The 910-nt window shown below is 64.8% G+C and carries 1 protein-coding gene; it reads right to left on the bottom strand.

The genetic code is table 11. The annotated features are described in order from the left end of the window. Positions 1-10 precede the first annotated feature (10 nt). A partial coding sequence (locus tag ACFFHU_RS25070; protein ID WP_512699519.1) for a DUF8189 domain-containing protein occupies positions 11-910 on the bottom strand: 900 nt, incomplete at its 5' end.

The following is a 910-nucleotide window of genomic DNA, read 5'->3' as shown; positions in this document are numbered from 1 at the left end:
CAATAGAGGTTTACAGGGTGCCGCCGAGGTTGGCGGAGTTCCAGGTGTCGGTATACCACCAGTGCCAGAGGGTGGCGGTGGTGCCGCGTGCGTAGACGTGGTTCTGGCTGGCGGCGTAGTACGCGGTTGGGGTGCCGGTGATGGAGCCGCCGAGGCCGGCGGAGTACCAGCCGTCGGCGTACCAGAAGTGCCACAGCGAGCCACTGGGAGTGCGTACGTAGATGTGGTGCTGGCCGGCGGCGTAGTAGGCCGTTGGGCTGTCGGTCATGGAACCGCCCAGGCTGGCGGAATGCCAGCTGGTGTCGTACCAGAAATGCCACAGCGCCCCGCCCGGGCTCCGCACGTAAATATGGTGCTGGCCGGCGGCGTAGTACGCCGTAGGGCTGTCGGTCATGGAACCGCCCAGGCTGACGGAATGCCACCCGTCGGCGTACCACCAATGCCACAGCGCGCCGTCGGTGCCCCGCGCGTAGATGTGGTGCTGACCATTGGCGTAGTACGCCGTCGGAGTGCCCGTGATGGAACCGCCCAGGCTGGCGGAATGCCAGCTGGTGTCGTACCAGAAATGCCACAAGGCCCCGCCCGGACTCCGCGCGTAGACGTGATGCTGCCCGGCGGCGTAGTAGGCGGCCGGGACGCCCTCGATGGCACCGCCCAGGTCGGTCGACTTCCAGCCCGCGTCATACCACCAATGCTGAAGCCCGCCGGCAGCGTTCCGTCCGTACACGTGATGCTGCCCGTCGGCCAGATACGCGGCCGGCTCCGCGGTCAACGAACCGGGAATAATCGCCTTATCCCAGCCCGAATCACCAACGGTGTACCAAAAATGCTGCAACGAATCACCCACACCACGCTCATACACATGATGCTGACCATCACCAAAATACGAACGACCACTGGACAACGAAAC

Origin of the sequence: Plantactinospora siamensis, assembly GCF_042434095.1 — a bacterium.
GTDB lineage: Bacteria > Actinomycetota > Actinomycetes > Mycobacteriales > Micromonosporaceae > KBS50.
This window is presented reverse-complemented; position numbering and strand designations above follow the sequence as displayed.